Source organism: Streptomyces seoulensis (genome assembly GCF_022846655.1).
GTDB lineage: Bacteria > Actinomycetota > Actinomycetes > Streptomycetales > Streptomycetaceae > Streptomyces.
Genome location: NZ_AP025667.1, coordinates 2,952,182 through 2,968,408 on the forward strand (window position 1 = coordinate 2,952,182; position 16,227 = coordinate 2,968,408).

At 72.2% G+C, this 16,227-nt stretch carries 15 protein-coding genes; 11 read left to right on the top strand and 4 right to left on the bottom strand.

All coding sequences use genetic code 11. From position 1 onward, the window contains the following. Positions 1 to 31 precede the first annotated feature (31 nt). From HEK131_RS13615 to HEK131_RS13655, 9 genes are read left to right on the top strand one after another with little or no spacing between them, the layout of a single operon-like run. On the top strand, positions 32 to 655 hold the full coding sequence (locus HEK131_RS13615; RefSeq protein ID WP_217464165.1) for an isochorismatase family protein: 624 nt from the start codon (positions 32 to 34) through the stop codon (positions 653 to 655). Continuing rightward, the gene (locus tag HEK131_RS13620; RefSeq protein ID WP_244335264.1) at positions 652 to 2,553 is read left to right on the top strand and encodes an anthranilate synthase family protein; all 1,902 of its coding nucleotides are present in this window, start codon (positions 652 to 654) and stop codon (positions 2,551 to 2,553) included. Before HEK131_RS13615 ends, HEK131_RS13620 begins: the two co-directional genes overlap by 4 nt. Then, positions 2,550 to 2,876 carry a hypothetical protein gene (locus tag HEK131_RS13625; RefSeq protein WP_217464167.1) on the top strand — a complete coding sequence of 109 codons (327 nt, stop codon included), beginning with the start codon at positions 2,550 to 2,552 and terminating at the stop codon, positions 2,874 to 2,876. The genes HEK131_RS13620 and HEK131_RS13625 overlap by 4 nt, the downstream gene beginning before the upstream one ends. Then, positions 2,876 to 3,709: a PhzF family phenazine biosynthesis protein gene (locus tag HEK131_RS13630; protein ID WP_244335266.1), complete on the top strand. Its 834-nt coding sequence runs from the start codon at positions 2,876 to 2,878 to the stop codon at positions 3,707 to 3,709. Before HEK131_RS13625 ends, HEK131_RS13630 begins: the two co-directional genes overlap by 1 nt. A gap of 25 nt (positions 3,710 to 3,734) precedes the next feature. After that, positions 3,735 to 4,373 carry a phenazine biosynthesis FMN-dependent oxidase PhzG gene (gene phzG, locus HEK131_RS13635; RefSeq protein WP_217464169.1) on the top strand — a complete coding sequence of 213 codons (639 nt, stop codon included), beginning with the start codon at positions 3,735 to 3,737 and terminating at the stop codon, positions 4,371 to 4,373. Next, positions 4,370 to 4,786, top strand: coding sequence for a VOC family protein (locus HEK131_RS13640; RefSeq protein WP_244335268.1), 417 nt, complete (start codon positions 4,370 to 4,372; stop codon positions 4,784 to 4,786). The genes phzG and HEK131_RS13640 overlap by 4 nt, the downstream gene beginning before the upstream one ends. Before the next feature lie 21 nt (positions 4,787 to 4,807). Further along, positions 4,808 to 5,917 (top strand): phenazine antibiotic biosynthesis protein, encoded by a 1,110-nt coding sequence (locus HEK131_RS13645; RefSeq protein ID WP_244335270.1) that lies wholly within the window; start codon positions 4,808 to 4,810, stop codon positions 5,915 to 5,917. After that, positions 5,917 to 7,308, top strand: a complete 1,392-nt coding sequence (locus HEK131_RS13650) for an aldehyde dehydrogenase family protein (RefSeq protein WP_244335272.1) — start codon at positions 5,917 to 5,919, stop codon at positions 7,306 to 7,308. Before HEK131_RS13645 ends, HEK131_RS13650 begins: the two co-directional genes overlap by 1 nt. Positions 7,309 to 7,364: 56 nt before the next feature. Continuing rightward, on the top strand, positions 7,365 to 8,189 hold the full coding sequence (locus HEK131_RS13655; RefSeq protein ID WP_244335274.1) for a class I SAM-dependent methyltransferase: 825 nt from the start codon (positions 7,365 to 7,367) through the stop codon (positions 8,187 to 8,189). 79 nt (positions 8,190 to 8,268) lie between these two features. On the opposite strand, the gene HEK131_RS13660 is transcribed toward HEK131_RS13655, so the two are convergent. The 4 genes from HEK131_RS13660 to HEK131_RS13675 all read right to left on the bottom strand — a co-directional run bounded on the left by HEK131_RS13660 (position 8,269) and on the right by HEK131_RS13675 (position 14,036). Then, positions 8,269 to 8,895, bottom strand: a complete 627-nt coding sequence (locus HEK131_RS13660; protein ID WP_244335276.1) for a pyridoxamine 5'-phosphate oxidase family protein — start codon at positions 8,893 to 8,895, stop codon at positions 8,269 to 8,271. Positions 8,896 to 9,045: 150 nt separating this feature from the next. Next, entirely contained in the window at positions 9,046 to 10,158 is a 1,113-nt protein-coding gene (locus HEK131_RS13665; RefSeq protein ID WP_244452009.1) for an amidase domain-containing protein, read from the bottom strand. Positions 10,159 to 10,354: 196 nt separating this feature from the next. Continuing rightward, positions 10,355 to 11,632 carry a hypothetical protein gene (locus tag HEK131_RS13670; RefSeq protein WP_244335278.1) on the bottom strand — a complete coding sequence of 426 codons (1,278 nt, stop codon included), beginning with the start codon at positions 11,630 to 11,632 and terminating at the stop codon, positions 10,355 to 10,357. Positions 11,633 to 11,696: 64 nt separating this feature from the next. Continuing rightward, complete coding sequence (locus HEK131_RS13675) at positions 11,697 to 14,036, bottom strand: transglycosylase domain-containing protein (protein WP_432215628.1); 2,340 nt, start codon at positions 14,034 to 14,036, stop codon at positions 11,697 to 11,699. 379 nt (positions 14,037 to 14,415) lie between these two features. On the opposite strand from HEK131_RS13675, the gene HEK131_RS13680 reads away from it, so the two are divergent. Continuing rightward, a complete protein-coding gene (locus tag HEK131_RS13680) occupies positions 14,416 to 15,213 on the top strand; it encodes an SAM-dependent methyltransferase (protein WP_217464177.1) in 798 nt (265 codons plus the stop codon). Between the two features lie 276 nt (positions 15,214 to 15,489). Then, entirely contained in the window at positions 15,490 to 16,197 is a 708-nt protein-coding gene (locus tag HEK131_RS13685; RefSeq protein ID WP_244452011.1) for an FAD binding domain-containing protein, read from the top strand. Positions 16,198 to 16,227 lie beyond the last annotated feature (30 nt).

The window sequence follows — 16,227 nt, forward strand, 5'->3', positions numbered from 1 at the left end:
CATCCCGCCCCGCCCCGAAAGGAGCCGACTGGTGGTCGGCATACCCCGCATCGCTTCCTACGCCCTGCCGGCGGCGGACAGCCTCCCGGCGAACACGGCCCACTGGACGCCCGACCCGCAGCGCGCGACCCTGCTGGTCCACGACATGCAGCACTTCTTCCTGCGCTCCGTCCCCGACCCGCTGCGCTCCGAACTCGTCGACAACGCCGCCCGGTTGCGCAAACGTGCCGCGAGCCTCGCGGTGCCGGTCGCGTACACCGCGCAGCCGGGCGGCATGACGGACGAGGACCGCGGCCTGCTCAAGGACTTCTGGGGGCCGGGCATGCGCACCGCCCCCGAGGACCGCGAGGTGGTGCCCGAACTCGCCCCGGAACCCGGCGACTGGGTGCTCACCAAGTACCGCTACAGCGCCTTCCACCGCTCCGGCCTGCTGCGCCGGCTGCGCGCCGCCGGACGCGACCAGCTCGTGCTGTGCGGGGTCTACGCCCACATCGGCGTCCTCGCCACGGCCGTCGAGGCGTTCAGCAACGACATCCAGGTCTTCCTGGCCGCCGACGCCGTCGCCGACTTCTCCGCCGAGCGCCACCGCCTGGCCCTCGACTACGTGGCCGAGCGCTGCGGGGTGGTCCTGCCCAGCGCGGAGGTGTTCCGGTGAGCCCGCCCAGCGATCTCCTGGACCGCCTGCTGGCCGCCCCCGGCGACCACGACTTCGCCCTGCTGCACCGGCCGGAGAGCGGCACCCCCGGCAGCGTCGACGTACTGCTCGGCGACGTCACCCACCCCGCCACGCTCGCCGGGCTGCCGTTGCCCGACGGCACGGCCGGGCCCGCCCACGAGGTACTCGTCCTCGTGCCCTACCGCCAGCTCGCCGAACGGGACTTCGCCGCCCCCGACGACGGCTCGCCCCTCGTCGCGCTCACCGTCACCGACCAGGCCGAACTGCCGCTCGCGGACGTGCTGCACCGGCTGCCCGACACCCCGGTCGGCATGAGCGGACACCGCTTCGACCTGTCCGACGAGGAGTACGCCGAGAAGGTGCGGCGCGTCGTCGCGGACGAGATAGGCACCGGCGAGGGCGCCAACTTCGTGCTGCGGCGCACCCTGCTCGCCGACCTCGACGGCTACACCCCGCACACCGCGCTGGCCGTCTTCCGCCGCCTGACCGCGGTCGAGCACAGCGCCTACTGGACCTTCGTCATCCACGTCGGCGGCCGTGCCTTCGTCGGCGCCACCCCGGAGCGGCACATCTCGGTACGGGACGGCCACGCCGTGATGAACCCCATCAGCGGCACCTACCGCTACCCGCCCGGCGGCCCGGACCTCGCCGGCCTCACCGCGTTCCTCGAGGACCGCAAGGAGACCGACGAGCTGTACATGGTGCTGGACGAGGAACTGAAGATGATGTCCCGCGTCTGCGAGCCCGGCGTCCGCGTCACCGGCCCCCGGCTGAAGGAGATGGCCCGGCTCGCCCACACCGAGTACTTCATCGAGGGCCGCACCCGCCGCGACCTGCGCGACATCCTCCGCGAGACCCTGTTCGCGCCGACCGTCACCGGCAGCCCCGTGGAGAGCGCGGCCCGCGTCATCCAGCGCCACGAACCCCAGGGGCGCGGCTACTACAGCGGCGTCGCCGCGCTGATCAGCCGCGAGCCCGACGGCGGACGCTCGCTGGACTCCGCCATCCTGATCCGCACCGCCGACATCGCCGCCGACGGACGGCTGCGGCTCGCCGTCGGCGCCACCCTCGTACGCCACTCCTCCCCGCGCGCGGAGGCCGCCGAGACCCGCGCCAAGGCGGCCGGGCTGCTGCACGCCCTGGGCGGCGCGGCCGGCCCCGCCGGACCCCCGGCGTCCGCCGCGCGGTTCGCCGACCGGCCCGAGATCCACGACGCCCTGCGCGGCCGCAACGCCGACATCGCCGACTTCTGGCTCGCCGCCACGCCCCCCGGCGCCCTCAGGGTGCCGGAGCTCAAGGGGCTGAAGATCCTCGTGGTGGACGCCGAGGACGCCTTCACCGCGATGATCGTCCAGCAGCTCGAAGCACTCGGACCCACCGCCGAGGTGCTGCGCTACGACCAACTGCACGGCCGCCTCGACGGGTTCGACGCGGTCGTCATGGGCCCCGGCCCCGGCGACCCGCAGGATACCGCCGACCCGAAGATCGCCGCCCTAGACGCGGCCGTCGCCCAACTCCTGCGCGACCGGCTGCCGTTCCTCGCGGTCTGCCTCAGCCACCAGGTGCTCAGCCGCCGCCTCGGCCTCCCGCTGATCCGGCGCGCGGAACCCAACCAGGGGCTGCAGCGCACCATCGACCTGTTCGGCCGGCCCGAACGCGTCGGCTACTACAACACGTTCGCCGCCGTCAGCCCCGCCGACCACCACCACGTACCCGGCACCGGCGAGGTCGCGGTCAGCCGGGACCCGGACACCGGCGAGGTGGACGCCCTGCGCGGCCCGCACTTCGCCTCCTTCCAGTTCCACGCCGAGTCCGTGCTCACCGTCGACGGCCCCCGGCTGCTGGGCGACGCGCTGCGGGGGGTGCTCGCCCGATGAGGCTGGAGATCGCCTGGTGGGACCTGGACGACTCGCCGCAGAGCATCCGCACCCTCAACGCGCACCTGTCGGAGGGGGTGACCGGCGACTGGGCCGAGGTCCCCGGCCTCAGGGTGAAGTACTGGGTCGCCGACCCGGCGCACAACCGCTGGGGCGCCGTCATGGTGTGGGACACCGACCGGCCCGCCGGCCACCCGCTGCCGCCCAACCGGGCCGCCGACCTGATCGGCCGCCCCCCGGACCACCGCATGGGCTTCGCCGTCGAAGCCCTCGCCGACCCCGCCGCCCTCCCGACACCCCAGGCCACCCAGGAGCCCCGCTGATGCACGAGTACCTGCTCGTGGACGCCTTCTCCCGCAAGCCGCTGTACGGCAACCCGGTCGCCGTCTTCCTGGACGCCGGCGACCTCACGGCCGAGACGATGCAGCGGATCGCGCGCGAGATGAACCTCTCCGAGACCACATTCGTCCACCCGGCCCGCGACGGCGGCGACGCGCGCATCCGCATCTTCACCCCGGTCAACGAACTGCCCTTCGCCGGGCACCCGTTGCTCGGCACCGCGGTCGCGCTCGGCGAGGTCCTCAAGCGGGACCGGCTGCGGCTGGAGACCGCCATGGGCACCATCCCCGTCGAGCTCGGCGACGACGACGGCGCCGTCACGGTCCGCATGGCACAGCCGCACCCCGTCTGGGAACCGTACGAGCACGCGGAGGAGTTGCTGGAGGCGCTCGGCGTCACCGCGTCCGTGGCGCCGGTGGAGATCTACCGCAACGGACCCCGGCACGTCTTCGTCGGCCTGCCGAGCGTCGCCGCGCTCTCCGCGCTCCGCCCGGACCACCGCGCCCTGTCCCGCTTCCCCGACATGGCCGCCAACTGCTTCGCCGGGGAGGGCTCGCACTGGCGCACGCGGATGTTCTCCCCGGCCTACGGCGTCGTCGAGGACGCGGCGACCGGATCGGCGGCGGGCCCCCTCGCCATCCACCTCGCCCGGCACGGCCTGGCCGGCTGGGGACAGCCCCTGGAGATCCTCCAGGGCGTGGAGATGGGCCGCCCCTCGCTGATGCTCGCCACCGCCGAGGGCACCGGCGAGCACGTCACCTCCGTCCAGGTCGGCGGCCACGGCGTCCCGGTGGGGCGCGGAACCCTCTACGTCTAGGCGCCCGACACCAGGAAGGCACGGCATGGACAGCAGCAAGTTCGAGAGCCTCACCGGGCGGACCGACCGCCGGTTCCCGGAGTACGACGACCCGCCGAAGGAGCCCCTGGGCCTCGTGCGCGACTGGCTGGCCCAGGCCGTCGAGCAGGGGGTGCGCGAGCCGAGGGCGCTCGCCCTGGCCACCGCCGACAAGCGCGGCCGCGCCTCCACCCGCGTCGTGGTCTTCGGCGGCATCGACGACGAGGGACTGCTGTTCACCACCCACAGCACCAGCCGCAAGAGCCGGGACATCGAGGAGACCGGCTGGGCGTCCGGGCTGCTCTACTGGCGCGAGACCTCCCAGCAGATCAGCATCGGCGGCCCGGCCGTCCCCATCGGCGAGGCCGAGGCGGACGCCCTGTGGCACTCCCGTCCCGTCCCGCTGCACGCCATGTCCGCCGCGTCCCAGCAGAGCGAACCCCTCACCGACCCCGAGGCGCTGCGCGCGGCCGCCGAGTCCCTCGCCGCCACCGGCGCCGCCCTCGACCGCCCCGCCCGGTTCACCGGCTACCGGCTGGTCCCGCACGAGGTGGAGTTCTGGTGCGCCCGCTCCGACCGGATGCACCACCGGCTGCGCTACGAACGCGACGGCGCCGACTGGCACGTCACCCGGCTCCAGCCATGACCGCCCCCGACGACAGGAGCCACCAGACCGTGCAGGAACGCGCGTTCCCCCTGATCCACGCCGAGCGCGTCCCGGTGACCGCCGCTTTCTACGAACGGCTCGGCTTCACCCGGCTGCGGCAGAACCCGCCCGAGGGCGAGCCCACGTACATCGCCCTCGCGCGGGGCACGGCGGAGCTGGCCGTGGTCTCCTCGGACTGGCCCGCCACCCGGTACGACCGGCCACCGGGCACCGGGGTCCGGTTCGAGATGTTCGTCCTCGTCGATGACCTGGACACCCTGCTGAAGGAACTCGCCGGAGCCGGCGTCCCGTTGCTGCGCGCCCCCGTGGAGATGCCGTGGGGCGAGCGGATCGCCTATGTCACCGACCCCGACGGCAACCCCGTGGCCCTCGCCGCCGGGCCCCACTCCTGACCACCTGACCTGGGACGCGCCATGACGCTGGACATCGCCGAGACCGACCGCATCCTCGAACCGCCGCACGGCACCCGCCCCGACCCGGACGCCTTCGTGCAGGCCGCCATGGCCTGGCACTTCGACCCCGACACCGGATCGCCCTTCTGGCTCAAGCGGGCCACCGCCTTCGACTTCGACCCGCGCCGCGACATCCGCACCCACGCCGACCTCGCCCGCTTCCCCGACGTCGCCGCCGAGCTGCGGCACGTGCCCGCCGCCGACCTCGTACCGCGCGGCTACGGCGACCACCCGGACGTGGTCGGGGTCTACGAGAGCGGCGGCACCACCGGCGCCCCCAAGCGCGTGGTGCTGCTGCGGGACTGGCTGGAGCGCACCCTGCACTGGAGCAACCAGGCCCTGGACGCCCACGGCTTCCCACGCGGCGCCGACTGGCTCGGCCTGGTGCCCGGCGGCCCGCACATCGTCGGCGAGTACTTCCAGCGCTCCGCCGCCGCCCACGGCCGGTACGGGTTCCGCGTCGACCTCGACCCGCGCTGGGTGAAACGCGCCATCGCCGCAGGACGCGGACCCGAGGCGGGCGCCTACGCCGAGCACGTCATCGACCAGGCCGCCGAGGTGCTGCGCACCCAGGACATCGGCGTCATGACCATCACCCCGCCCCTGCTGGAGCGGCTGGCCCGCCGGGACGACCTGGTCGACCTCGTCAACGACAAGGTCCGGGCCATCCGCTGGGGCGGCACCCAGATGGACGCCGACTCCCGCCACCTGTACCGCACCGAGGTCTTCCCCGACACCGTCATCAGCGGCAACTACGGCAGCACGATGATCCTCGGCTTCGCGGGGGAGCGGCCGGGCCTGCCCGACGACGGGCCCTGCGTCTTCGACACCCTCGACCCCTGGGTCACCTTCGGTGTCGTCGACCCCGACACCGGCCGGCCCGTCCCCTACGGGGAGCGGGGGCGGGTCGTCGCCCACCACGTCAGCAAGTCCTTCCTGCTGCCCAACAACCTCGAACGCGACCTGGCCACCCGAGTCCGGCCGCCCGAGGGCGGGACCGGGGACTCCGTGGCCGACATCGCCCCGGTCGGCGTCTTCGAGAACGAGACGGTCATCGAGGGGGTCTACTGATGCCGGCCGAAGCCGACGGCGAGGAGCTGCCCCAGCTCGACGCACTCGGACCCAGGGGCCCCTACCGCGCCCGCGCCCGCCTGACCGTCACCGACGTCTCCGGTGCTCCCGTCGCTCAACTCAGCCTGTTGCCCGCCGTGTTCGTGCACCGGACGCTGACCGCGCTGCGCCGCGCCGACCCGCCGCCACCGGACCGGAGGGCAGCCGTACTGGCCCGCGCGGCCGAGCTCTTCACCAGCGGCCCGGTGGGCGGACTGACCCTCAGCGAGCACGAGCACCTCGTCAGCCGGGTCGGCGGTGTGCCCCTCGGCGTCGTACGCACCGCGACCCGCGCGATCGGCGAGCGCCTGGCCGCCGCCTACGACAGCGCCCGCCGGGCCCGCCCGGTGGACGCCCGCGACGACTGGCGCGACCCGCTCACCCGCGCCGGACGCGCGGTGTGGACCCGGCGCGGCGAGGTGTTCGCGGTGAACGCGGCCGGGAACCACCCCGGCACCCACAGCCTCTGGCCCGAGGCGCTGGCGCTCGGCTTCCGCGTCGCCGTCCGCCCCTCGCGCCGGGAGCCCTTCACCCCGTACCGTCTGATCACCGCGCTGCGCGAGGCCGGGCTCGGCGCGGACCAGGTGGCGTTCCTGCCCACCGGGCACGACCTCGCCGACGAGCTGCTGCGCGGCGCCGACCTCGGCATGGTCTACGGCGGCGACGACGCGGTCCGGCGCCACCGGACCGACCCCGCGGTGCTGACCCAGGGACCCGGCCGCTCCAAGATCCTCGTCACCGCCGACACGGACTGGCGCGAGCACCTGGACACCATCGTCGACTCGGTCAGCCATCACGGCGGCACCGGCTGCGTCAACGCCACGGCCGTCCTCGTCGAGGGCGACCCGGCACCGCTGTGCGCGGCCCTCGCCGAACGCCTCGGCGCGCTCCCCGCCCTCGCACCGGAGGACGACAAGGCCGTACTGCCCGTCCAGCCGTCCGCCACCGCGCGCGCGTTCGCCGCCCATCTGGCGAACCGGGCGGCGGGAACGCGGCCTTGGCTGGGCGCCGAGGGGGTCGTGGCCGAACTCGGCGACGGCAGCGCCGCGTTGCGCCCGGCCGTGCACCAGGCTGACCGGCCGGACGCACCGCAGCTCGGCGTCGAACTGCCCTTCCCCTGCGTCTGGGTGGCGCCCTGGACCCCCGAGGCGGGCACGGCCGTCCTGCGGGACAGCCTCGTCGTCACCGCGCTGACCCGGAAGGAGGAACTGATCGACCGGCTGCTGGCCGAGCCCACCATCGGCAACGTCTACGTCGGCGACACACCCACCTACCGCATCGCGCCCGGACTGCCGCACGACGGCTTCCTCGGCGACTTCCTGATGCGCACCAAGGCGGTCGTCCGCACCTGACCGCCCACCTGTTGCCCTGTCCGATCCGAGCACTTCCCGAAGGGACCACCACACCCATGCACGCCGTTTCGTACACCGCACAGTGGATGGCCGCGGCCCGCGCCCTGGAGTCCGAGCGCGAGGACGCCCTCTACGTCGACCCGCTGGCCCGGTCCCTCGCCGAGCCCAAGGGCTTCGAGCTGATCGACCGCTACGCCGGCGGCGGCCTGCTGCCGTTCATCTCCATCCGCACCCGCTTCCTCGACGACGCCATCCGCGACCTGCTCGCCGACGGCTCCATAGGCCAGGTCGTGCTGATCGCCGCCGGTATGGACACCCGCGCCTTCCGGCTCGACTGGCCCGACGACATCGACGTCTACGAGGTCGACCACGCCCCCCTCATCACCGAGAAGCGGCGCCGGCTGGACGCGCTCGGCGCCAAGCCCGCCGTGCGGCGCCACGAGGTCTCCGCCGACCTGACCAAGGAGTGGCTGCCCGAGCTGGAGGAGGCCGGGTTCGACCGGACGCGGCCCACCCTGTGGGTCGCCGAGGCGCTGACCTTCTTCCTCACCGAGGAGCAGGCCGCCGGGCTGCTGCGCCTGCTGGCCTCCGCCTCCGCCCCCGGCAGCCACCTGGCCTTCGACATCCTCGGCCGGACCCTGCTGCGCAGCCCGTTCTCCAAGCCGTTCCTCGACCGGCTCGCCGAGGACGGCACCCCGTGGATCTTCGGCACCGACGAGCCGGAGCCCTTCCTGGAAGCCAACGGCTGGGACATCGAGTCGCTGAAGGAGCCGGGACAGCCCGGCGCGGGGGAGGGGCGCTGGCCCTACGACGTGCAGCCGCGCGGCCGCCGCTTCGCCAACCGCCTGTGGCTGATCCGCGCCCGCCTCGCCGCACGGTGACCCCGGGGCCCGCGGCGGACGGCCCTCCGGGAGGAGGCCCGTACCGCCGCGGCCCGCGGGCCGTGCCCGCCGGCGCGGATCAGTCCCGCTGCTGGAGCCGCTCGCGCAGCGCCGCGTTCTCCTCCGCCAGCATCCGCAGCCGCTCCCGCACCGGATCCAGCGCCTCGGCCAGCTCGGCCTCCGAGTAGCGCGGGGTGATGTGCTTGGGGCAGTTCCAGAACAGGCCCTCCACCCGGATCACCATGAGCTGCTCCAGCGGACCGTCCGTCCGCGTGTCGGCCAGCTTCTCGTGCAGCTCCGGGAACTCGGCCGGATCACGCGTCTCCGCACGGCCGAAGATCTTCAGCCGGGTGGGGTTCGCGTAGTCCATGAAGAACAACGAGACCCGGTCGTCGGAGCGGAGGTTGCCCGTAGTGATGTACTGCCGGTTGCCCCGCACCTCCACCCAGCCCAGCGTGCCGCTGTCCAGCACGTGCACGAAGCCGGGCGGGCCGCCCCGGAACTGCACGTAGGGCCAGCCGTCGTCCCCGGTGCTGGCCAGGTAGAACCCGTCGCGGGCCGTGATGAAGTCCGCCTCGTCGGGTCCCAGCCGGTCGGGCTCCGACGCATCCCGCGCGAGCAGCCGCGCCATGGCCTCGGCGCTGCCCCGCTCCTCCTGCACACCCCGCACGTTCTTGGTGAACGCCAACCGCGCGTACCGGCTCATCCACTCCCCCTTCAAGGCCACACCCACCGAAACCTGGTCGGTGCACGACCATAGCCAGGCCGCGATCCACCGCAAAGGACCGGCGCCCGAACGCGCGAAGGCCCCCGTACGACGCCGGACCTGCGCGCCGTACGGGGGCCTTCACTCACCTCAGGTGCGGTAGGCGAAGAACGCCGCCGTCGGGTAGGACGCGACGAGGCTCGCCACCGACCGGTTGTAGGTGTTGGTGGAGTGGTACGTCACGTAGGGCACGCCCTGGGCGTCGCGCTTCGTGACGATCATCGTGTGGTCCTTGGACCCGTCCTTGTTGAAGTCCATCTGGATGACATCACCGATGTCGGCCTGGTAGACGTTGGCAAGGCTCGTGACCCGCTTCGAGGACAGCGCGAACCAGGAGAACTCGTTCACACCGACGAAGGAGTCCGACTGGATGTCGGCGTTGCCGAACCACTTGTGGAAGTCGTTCGTGTAACCGGGAACGTGCTTCCAGCCACCCGCCTTCAGCGCCTGGCTGACGAAGTTGGTGCAGTCACCACCAGCGCCGGCCCCGTTGAAGTCGGGGTACTCCGTGTTGTACTTGCTCCAGTACTTCGTCGCGTACGCGGTCATCGCCTGGTAGTCGTAACCGGACGCGGTGAAGTTCTTCGGATTCGCCGGCGCGGGCCGCGAGGTGGCCGCGCTGGGCGCGTCCGGCGGGCCGTCGTCCGCCTTGACCGTGGGCTTGGCGACCTCGGGCTTCGCCACCTGGTTCACCGCGAGGTAGCCCTCGTCGGTGTCCTCGATGCGCGTGAGCTGCCAGTTGCCGCCGCGGTCCGCCTTGAACGTCAGCTCGTGGTGGGCCTGGAAGCCCGTGGTCGCGGGCTGGGAGCCCGTGACCTTCTTGTACGTGAGCGACGTCGTCTCGGTGACGGCCACCGTGGCGCGCCGTCCCTTGACCTGCGTGGCATCCAGCTTCACGCTGGTGCTCCCCGCGCTGTACTGCTCGCCCAGCTTGGCCAGGCGGCTCTTGCGGCCGCGAAGCTGGCTGAGCGCGGAGTCCTCCTGGCGCGACTGCGTGCCGGACAGGCGCACATCGCCGGAGAAATCGGAGGTCCGCTGGTCACGGCCCTCCTTGCCACCGCCCACCAGGGCCTGGGTGCGGTCGGTGAAGACCGCGTCCGCCAGCCGCTGGAAGGTCGCCTTGGTCGCCGTGTCGACGGTCGGGTCGTCGGTGACCGCCGCGCCCGCGCTCCAGTTCGGCAGCAGGGCGACGCCCGCCACCACGGAGGCGGCCGCCGCCGAGATTATGGTGGCGCGGCTCCGCTTACGGCTAAATTTCCTTGACTTCAATGATGTTCCCCTCTACGCCGGTACACAGACCGGGACTCCGGTGACAGAGACCGGGCGAACGCATCTTCGCATGCCGTGTGCGGCAGGTGTGAAGACGGGATGCACAAGTGGAACCAGACTGTTTCACACGTCACTTGACGACCGACGCCCAGTCAGGCGACTGAGCCGGGTCCAGAGTGCGCAGCCGGGCCAGCGTCTGCGGTGTCTGCACGTCCATCCAGTCCGCCAGTTCCTTGAAGGACACGCACTTCACGCCCTTCTTGGTGCACACGTTCTTGACCACCTGGTCGATGGCCCGCATGTAGATGCCGCCGTTCCAGTCCTCGAAGTGGTTGCCCACGAACAGCGGCGCCCGGCTGCCGAAGTACACGCGGTTGAAGCCCGCCATGTACGAATCCACCGTCTGCTGCTCCCACTTGGGGAACTCGGCCGCGTCGCCCTGCGTCTCGCCGTCGGACTGGTTGTACAGGAAGTTGAAGTCCATGGACAGGCCCTGGTACTTGCCCGCCTCGTAGGGCAGCATCTGGAGCGGGAAGTCCCAGACGCCGTTCTTCTTCGCCGGCCAGATCTGGAAGTCGCCCGCGGAGCTGGCGTCGTAGCGCCAGCCGTAGCTCTTGATGGCCTTCAGCAGGTTCTTCTGGCCCTCCAGACAGGGCGCCCGGCCGCCGGTGACCTCCTTCTTGAAGTCGAAGGGCAGCGGGTCGACGTCCTTGTAGCCGGTGTTGCTCTTCCAGTGCTCCACGAACGAGAAGAACTGGTCGATCTCGCTCTTCCACTCCGTCACGCTCCAGTCGCCGCCGCCCTTGGCGCCGCAGAAGTGGCCGTTGAAGTGGGTGCCGATCTCGTTGCCGTCCTCGTACGCCTTGCGCAGTTGCTCCACGGTCTCGCGGATGTGCTCGTCGGTGGCGTAGTCGATGGCGGCGGCGCCGGGCGAGTGCTGCGGCGGGTGGTAGAGGTCCTTCTTCGCCTTCGGCAGCAGGTAGATGCCGGTGAGGAAGAACGTCATGTGGGCGTTGTACTGCTTGGCCAGCTCGCGGTAGTGCGAGAAGAGGTGGTCGCTGCCCTCCAGTCCGCCGTCCCAGGAGAAGACGACGAACTGGGGCGGCTTCTCACCCGGCTTGAGCCGTACGGGCTTCAGCGTGCCCTTCTGGGGCCCGGTGTAGGACGTGGAGCCGTCCCCGAGCACCTTGGTCTTCCCGTCCCACTCGGGCTCCGCGGCCGCGCCACCGGGCTCCTTGGCGGGGGAGACCGCCGACGCGGTCCCGTCGTCGTGGTCGAGCAGCAGATACCCCGTGACCGTGGAGACGAGCACCAGCAGCAGCGCCAGGGCGATGATGCCGGGGCGGGGCACGCGGCGGGTCTCGGTGGTGCGCGCCTTGCGGCGCCTTCCTGTGCTCGACGACTTCATACGGATCGATCTCCGGTGCGGGTTGCGGGTGTGGAGCCGGATGGGGTGGGCCGGGGCGGCGGGGTCAGCCGACGCCCACGGCCTGCGACCAGATTCCGTACGGCACGCTGTTCTCGCGGGTGCCGGCCAGGCCGTCCAGGGGCAGCGGCTCCAGGCTCTTGCCCAGGTCGATGCGGTAGACGACGATCGCGGTCGACACCGATTCGAGGGTGCCCGTGTACCAGAGCGCGGTGTCCTTCTCGGTGGTCCCGTCCTTTCCGGCGGCCGGGGTGGTCGCGGCGGGGGTGGGGTGGGAGGTGCGGAAGTTGTCCCCGAGCGCCTCGCTGACCTGCCGGGCGACCTGCGGGCTGACCGCCCGGCGCCGGTCGGGGGCGTCGAGGCGGACACCGGCGCCGTTGCGGGTGACACGGCGCACCGAATAGGGCTCGGTGTGCCGGCCCTCCGCGGAGAAGGTGGCGTAGCCGCTGGCCATGCGGATCGTGCTGGGCGTGGAGGTGCCGAGGGACAGCGCGGGCGTCGCCGGGCCGAAGCTGGAGGGGAGCAGCCCGGCCGCCTGCGCGGTGGACTTGACCCTCTCCAGCCCGGTGTCCATGCCGAGCTGCATGAACGGCGTGTTCACCGAGCGGGCGAGCGCCTGGCGCAGGGAGATCGGACCGTAGGAGCGCTTGCCGTCGTTGTGCGCGGCGACCTTCTTGCCGCTGCGGTCCCAGTAGGGGCCCTCGGGGGTGGTGACGGGCACCGCGTCGTCGCCGTCGTAGACCGACTCCGGGGTGACCGGGGTGGCCGGACCCTCGCGGGTCTTGTGCACACCGTGTTCCAGGCCCGCCGCGTAGACGAAGGGGGTGAAGGCCGAACCGGCGGGGACGGTGGTCGCGTTGGACTCGTTGTAGCCCTGCTTGCGGTGGTCGGGACCGCCGTAGACGGCGACGATCCGGCCGTCGGTGGCGACCGACGCTGCCCCGTAGTGGGCGCTCCGCGCCGCCTTGGGGTCCTTCTTCAGCGCGGCCTCGCGGGCCTTGGTGACCGCGTCGGTCAGCTCGCTCTCCCGCTTGCGGTCGAAGGTCGTGTAGATCTGGTAGCCGCCGAGGTCGAACTCCTTGTCCGACAGGTGGGCGTTCTTCTTGGCGTACTGGGAGGCCAGCTCCACCAGGTAGTCGCTCTGCTTGCCGGTGTCGTAGATCTGGAGGGTCTTGAGCGGCTCGGGGAACTCGGTGTACTTGGCGCGCTCGGCCGGGGACAGCTTGCCGATCTTGACCATGCGGTCGAGGATCCACGACCAGCGCTCCACCGCCCGGCGGTGGTTGGCCGCGCTGAGCGTGGGGTCGTACAGGCCGGCGCCCTTGAGCAGCGAGGCGAGCATGGCGGCCTCGCTGGGGTTCAGCTTGCTGACGTCCTTGCCGTAGTACGCCTGGGAGGCGCGCTGGATGCCGTAGGTGCCGCGCCCGAACCAACTGGTGTTGAGGTAGCCCTCGAGGATCTTGTCCTTGCTCATCCGGTTGTCGAGTTTGAGGGCGATCATCGCCTCGGTGAGCTTGCGGCCGAGGTTCTGGTCCTGGTTCAGATAGACGTTCTTGACGTACTGCTGGGTGATCGTGGACCCGCCCTCGGTGGCGCCCTGGCCGACCGTGCGCCACAGGGCGCGGGTGATGCCCTTGCCGGAGATGCCGGGGTCGGAGTAGAAGCTCTCGTTCTCCGCCGCGAGCACCGCCCAGCGCACGCCCTCCGGGATGTCCTTCAGCGGCATCGCCTGGCGGCGCACCCAGCCGGTGCGGGCCATCGGGGTGCCGTCGGACCAGAAGTAGACGTTGTCCTGCTGGGTGGCGTACGAGTTGAGGTTGGTGGGCACGTCGGTCGCCGCGTAGGCCACGGTCAGGAAGAGGCCGGTGACGCCGGCCGTCGCGAGCCAGCCCGCGAGCCACTGGCGCCAGGACGGCATCCAGCGCCGCCAGCCATCCCGGCCCGGACGCGGGTACTCCGGGCGCAGCTTGCGCACGTAGGGGGCGGCGAGTTCGGCGTAGGGGGCGAGCTTGGCGGTGACCGGCGCGAGGAGGCGGCGCAGTACGGCGAGCACGGTGAGCAGCGGGGCCAGGACACCGGTGCGGCGGGCGCCGCCCGGCTCGTCGGCGACCGCGGGCTCGGGCTCGGGCTCCGGTCCGGGGCGGGTGCCGTCCAGTGCGACGATCTTGAGCTGCATCGTCTCGTCCGGGCGGATCTCGCCGACCCGGAGCTGCATGGTGGCCTCCGGCTCGAACGCCGGGCCGTCCGGGGTGGTCCCGGGTTCGGGCCCGGCCTCCCGGTCCGAATCCTGTGTACGGCGTCCCCACGCCCGTTTCGGCGCCGCGCGCCGGCCTCGCCCGCGCCGGCCGCCGTCGTTGGCGTCCGCCCCCCGCCCTGCCTCGGTCACGACAGGTCTCCCTCCCCACTCGGCCTTGCTCGCGTGGGCAGACGGACCGGCCGGAATCGGTGACCATCACGGCGGCACCGGTGGCCGATTTGTTTCCCCCTGGCCCCGGGTCTGCCCGCGAGCTTCACAAATTATCAGCTAATACTTTCGAACCTCGGTGGTCAGGGTCGGTCATGGGTCACACCCCGTCCCCGAGGTGATCCGCACCGGTCACCCGCCCCACGCCCACGGCCCGCTCGGACGGCCCGCGCATCCGGCTCCCGGCGGGGTCCGTACGTACCCCGGCCTGGTCAACTCCCGTACGGCGCATGCAGAATGACGACCACTACTCGATGATCGTCTGTGTTCGCACCGGCCAGAATCATGACGGAGTCCGCCCATGACCACCGGCACGCCCAGCCCCCGGCAGATCGACACCAGCACGGCTCACCCGGCGCGGGTGTACGACTGGCTGCTCGGCGGCAAGGACAACTACCCCGTAGACGAGGCGGTCGGGGAGCGGCTGCCTCCCGAGGCGCGCGACGGCGCCCGGCAGAACCGCGCCTTCATGAACCGCGCGGTCGCCTGGCTCGCCACGCAGGGCGTCGACCAGTTCCTCGACATCGGCACCGGCATACCCACCGAGCCGAATCTGCACCAGATCGTCCAGCGGATCGTGCCGACGGCCCGGATCGTCTACACCGACAACGACCCGATCGTGCTGCGGCACGCGGAGGCGCTGCTCGTCGGCCGTCCCGAGGGTGCCACCCAGTACGTGGAGGCCGACGTCCGCGACCCGGCCGCGATCATCAAGAACGCCCGGCAGACGCTCGACTTCGACCGGCCGATCGCCCTGTCCCTGATCGCGCTGATGCACTTCATCAACGACGACCAGGACCCCTACGGCCTGGTGTCGAACCTCCTCGCCACCCTGCCCTCCGGCAGCTACCTGGTCCTCTCCCACGCCTCCTCCGACATCTTCCCGGAGCTGTCGGCGCAGGTCACGGCCGAGTACGCCAAGGGCGGCATCCGGCTCGGCTTCCGCGACCGCGCGGGCGTCCAGCGCTTCTTCGAGGGCTTGGAGCTGGTCGAGCCGGGTCTCGTCACTGCCACCGAGTGGTTCAAGGACGGCGAGGACGGCGAGGTCCCGGCGGCCGAGGAGAGCGGGATCTACGCGGGAGTCGCCCGTCTCCCCTGAGCGACACCATCGAGGTTGACTGTCGACGCCCTCGCTTCCTGCACCTGCTGGTGCCCGCCCGGCGCTGACCTGCGGCGACTTCTCGACCCTTCGGGCCGTCACATCCCGGTGCGACGGCCCGGAGCGCGCTCCCACCGGGGGCGACCTGGGGGAGCGAAGGGGCGCACGGGCAGCGCGCCCATGAGCCCTGTACGCGCCCCTCGGCAGGCGGCGAGAATGCCCCTGGCCGCGCCGGCGGCCGCTCGCCGGACCTTCGAGGAAGGCAGGTTGGCCACCGTGCTGCTGCGTCTGCCCACGTCCGTCTCCGAAGCGCGGGACCACCTGGCCGAGGGAGCCGTCCCCGTGGGCGGCGCCACCCTGGTCTGGGCCACCTGGCAGCGCGACGGCTTCCCTGCGCAGGCCATGTCGCTGCGCGAACTCCCCGAGGCCAATGTCCTCGGCCGCGAGGAACTGGGCGGCGCCGTCGTCCTCAACCGCGTCGACGACCGGGTCCCCGAGGTCCTGCGCCGAGCGGCGGGCGCGGTCGGCACCGGCGCCGTGCGCCGCGCCGCCACGGTCGGCGGCAACATAGCTGGCAGCACCCTGCGCTGCCTGCTCCCGGCGGCCCTCGTACTGGACACCCGCGCCACCATCCTGACCTCCACCGGCGTCCACGACACCGACCTGGCCGAGGTCGTCGCCAAGAGCCCCGTCCTGCTCAGCCTGCGCTGGCGCACCCCCGTCGCCAGCGCCTACCGCAAGCACGAGGGGGAGCCGGGCGGGCCGCCGCCCCTCGTCGTCGCCTCCGCCCTGCACGCCCTCGGCGAGGGCCGCCACCGGCTGAACATCGCCGTACGCGACGGCTACGAAGTGGTCAGCGAGACCGTCGAATGCGGCACCGACCCCGACGAACCGCTGTCCGCCCTGGGGGCAACGCTCCTTAACGACATCCCGGCCGCCCGCACGACCGTCCACGACCAGATCACCGGACTGCTGACCCGCTGACCCGGACACGGAGAAGGGGGCCACGGCACT